Origin of the sequence: Enterobacter cloacae complex sp. S1 (genome assembly GCF_014930525.1) — a bacterium.
Taxonomy (GTDB): domain Bacteria; phylum Pseudomonadota; class Gammaproteobacteria; order Enterobacterales; family Enterobacteriaceae; genus Enterobacter; species Enterobacter hormaechei_C.
Genome location: NZ_JADBRE010000072.1, coordinates 1 through 2,769, shown reverse-complemented (window position 1 = coordinate 2,769; position 2,769 = coordinate 1). Strand labels below are relative to the sequence as shown.

At 45.9% G+C, this 2,769-nt stretch carries 3 protein-coding genes and 1 pseudogene; 2 read left to right on the top strand and 2 right to left on the bottom strand.

Translation table 11 applies throughout. The features are described from left to right. Together IM290_RS21450 and IM290_RS21445 are read right to left on the bottom strand one after the other, a co-directional pair. A partial coding sequence (locus IM290_RS21450) for a recombinase family protein (RefSeq protein ID WP_193354511.1) occupies positions 1 to 276 on the bottom strand: 276 nt, incomplete at its 3' end. Between the two features lie 561 nt (positions 277 to 837). Then, positions 838 to 1,148: pseudogene (locus IM290_RS21445) on the bottom strand (tyrosine-type recombinase/integrase); the annotation flags it as partial. A 152-nt stretch (positions 1,149 to 1,300) separates the two neighbouring features. On the opposite strand from IM290_RS21445, the gene IM290_RS21440 reads away from it, so the two are divergent. Continuing rightward, the gene (locus IM290_RS21440) at positions 1,301 to 1,489 is read left to right on the top strand and encodes a hypothetical protein (protein WP_150325786.1); all 189 of its coding nucleotides are present in this window, start codon (positions 1,301 to 1,303) and stop codon (positions 1,487 to 1,489) included. Between the two features lie 35 nt (positions 1,490 to 1,524). Then, positions 1,525 to 2,016: a helix-turn-helix domain-containing protein gene (locus IM290_RS21435; RefSeq protein WP_226876081.1), complete on the top strand. Its 492-nt coding sequence runs from the start codon at positions 1,525 to 1,527 to the stop codon at positions 2,014 to 2,016. The last annotated feature ends 753 nt before the right edge of the window (positions 2,017 to 2,769 follow it).

The window sequence follows — 2,769 nt, the reverse complement described above, 5'->3', positions numbered from 1 at the left end:
TCCATACCGACTGACATCATAAAGAAGAACAGCTTCTATTTTTTCTCTTCCTGTAACGACATCTTCTATTAGTCTGTTGAAGTTTTTTCTACCTGAAGCGGAGACTCCGCTTTTACCTTCATCATCATAAGTTTCTACAATCACCATATTGTGATCTTCTGCATATTTTTTTAGATAAAGAGCCTGATTGTCGATTGAGAATTGTTGATGGTCTGTGGACATCCTCAGATACTGAGCGACTCTAATTTTATGATTTTTCTGACTTTCATCACCCATTACACTTTCTCCGACCAGTCAAAAGCGAACAAACCCCCAACAAAATTGATCATTTTTTAAGCGATTTCAACCTCTTTATCCCTTTTGAAGCTATAAGATTCTTACCTTCATTAAATCATCAAGGTAATGGCAAAAAGCTTTTGCAGGGGATTTTGAGTGCTCGCTTTTGAGTTGCCAGAAAACTATTGAAGTATCTTGCCTCGGCAATCAGAGGACATACGTACATAGAGTGATATCGCAAGAAGAATCTATAGGACTTGAAGAGCGCTGGCGTATTTCATCTTCTTTGAAGTGTAGAGGTATAGCTATAGCTTGAAGTGCTTCAATTCTAAACGGACCAGATGCTTCTACTAAATGGCATACCATTAGCTACAAGCTCTCCCAAAACCAGATTCGGGATGATAGGGGCATTGGTGCATATGTTATGCGTGTTTTTGAGCTTCGGTGATAGTGGGGGCATTATTGGGGGCATGTGATTATTCGAAATGTGAAATATTCATCTTTATCAGTAGTTTGTGAGTTTGGTTCCATTCCTATTATCGCACCAGTTATTTCAATTACTTATCTTACATTCAAGTAAACCACGTTCTCCTCCTGTGCCGTATTTGTGGCATTGAGACCAATAATCGCGTCAATTTTGCTCGCGTGCTCTGTCAGGTGTCCGGCAGATAAATGCGCATATCGTTGAACCATTTCCAGTGTCTCCCATCCCCCATTTCCTTCAGCGCCAGAAGTGAAACGCCAGACTGAACGAGCCTGCTCGCCCATGTATGCCTGAGGTCATGGAAGCGGAAATTGCTAATTCCTGCCCGCTTTAGTGCTCCCTTCCATGCCTTATTACTATCTGTCCGCATTTTTCTGACCGCTGCTGTTTAGCTGGCATTCTTAGAGACGAACGGCTTCGACAAGCCGCTGACGCCGAAATAATTTTCAGAAGGAATAGAAAGCGCCATGCGGGAGTTTAATCACGAGTACTGCAAGGAGAGAAAGACCCCCGGTACAGCAGGCCGAAGCTGAGGCGGATTTGCTGGACGTCATCCGAAACCATCTGGATTTGAGCGGACAGGCAAAACATCTCGTTTACGGGAAGAACGACGATCCATCAGAAGTTCTGCCCCGCATGACCGGCCTTGATCAGTTAAGCGAACATGTCAGCGCGATGCTCAAAGGCAGCCAGCGGCAGACACATTCAGAAGAGAAGCAGGCCGCCTGAGGGCGGCTTTTTTCTGCCCGGAGGGATACACCAGAATGCTGTTAAGTAAATCAGCCTACGCCAGGCATATGGGCGTCAGCCGGCAAACTGTTTACGGCTGGATAGCCCGCGGTGAAATTGTAATTTCAGGCGATAAAGTGGATGTCGAAGCATCGCAGGCTAAACAAAATTCTGCTGGTGCTGGCGAACACCAGACTGAAATGACGTGGGCGCAGGCCGCCGCATGGGTATGGAAGCATGACGGCGGGAAAGAGTTGCCGGCTGATATTGATGCTGGCCAGCGTATAGAGGCAGCAGCCGCTGAGCTGGGTTTTGATGTTCAGCACGAGCCCGATGAACAATTGCTGATTCTCTTCCGGCCGGATGAAGAAAACCACAGCTTCTTTGGCAAAGACCGTGCAGCAGGCGCTTTACGGTTTCTTCGTTCTGAGCTGGCTTACGTTGCCACAATGCACCCCGATACGCTGGATGACTGGAACAAAACTGGTTTAATGTCACTCTGCCTGCTGGACGGCGAAAAACTGTAAACCCCCCAGCCCCTCAAACTTGACACTTTTCGTGAGAAACTGGGAAAAGTGTCAACCCAACCTAACGGATCCTGACGCCTTCGAACAGCAGCTACGGCAGAAGTGTAAAGGGCTGGCGTTGAGATTTGTTGAGCCTTGGTTGTTAGCTTTTGTTAATCCTGATGCGAAGCAGGGCAGGTGTCAGCCTGTCATGGTTTGTTATGCCTTACTAGGGAAAACTAGGGGTAAAGTGTCAACCGCTACCGCTTTAGAAAACTTCAGGTACACGAACTCGGGAAGGGGAGGTGTTAAGCACTCCCCCTTTGCAACCATCCTCGAGCCTCTTTCAGATCGCTGTTCTGGTTTGCCCGGACGCTGGCGTTCAGATTGAGTTGTCAAAAGTTGTCACCCACCGGCAGCGCCAAAGGGGATTTTCGGCTGAACGCGCTCTAAGTTACAGTTGCTTCAGTCAATAAATTAAAAAGTGGATACTTTGTTGTAATCCATCTTTTGCATGAGTTGGCCATTGGTTGAAAATGAACTGTCCATAGCGTTCGCAACTAACATCAACTACATGCGACAGATACGATTCGATGAGTTATTTTAAAAGGTATCGCTATGTTTTTTTAAATTTATGATCTTGGTATAATTTTCATAGCTAGCACCCATCACTTAGATTTACTAGAATATTCGTCGGCGTCCCTTTATTACACACACAATGGATATGAATATGAATGCTGCATTCGAAAGTAGTATAGTGGCTCTTAATAGTCT

What these genes read in the sequence shown, in the direction of transcription:
- IM290_RS21435 (WP_226876081.1), top strand. Translation starts at nt 1,525, where the DNA reads ATGCTGTTAAGTAAATCAGCCTACGCCAGGCATATGGGCGTCAGCCGG.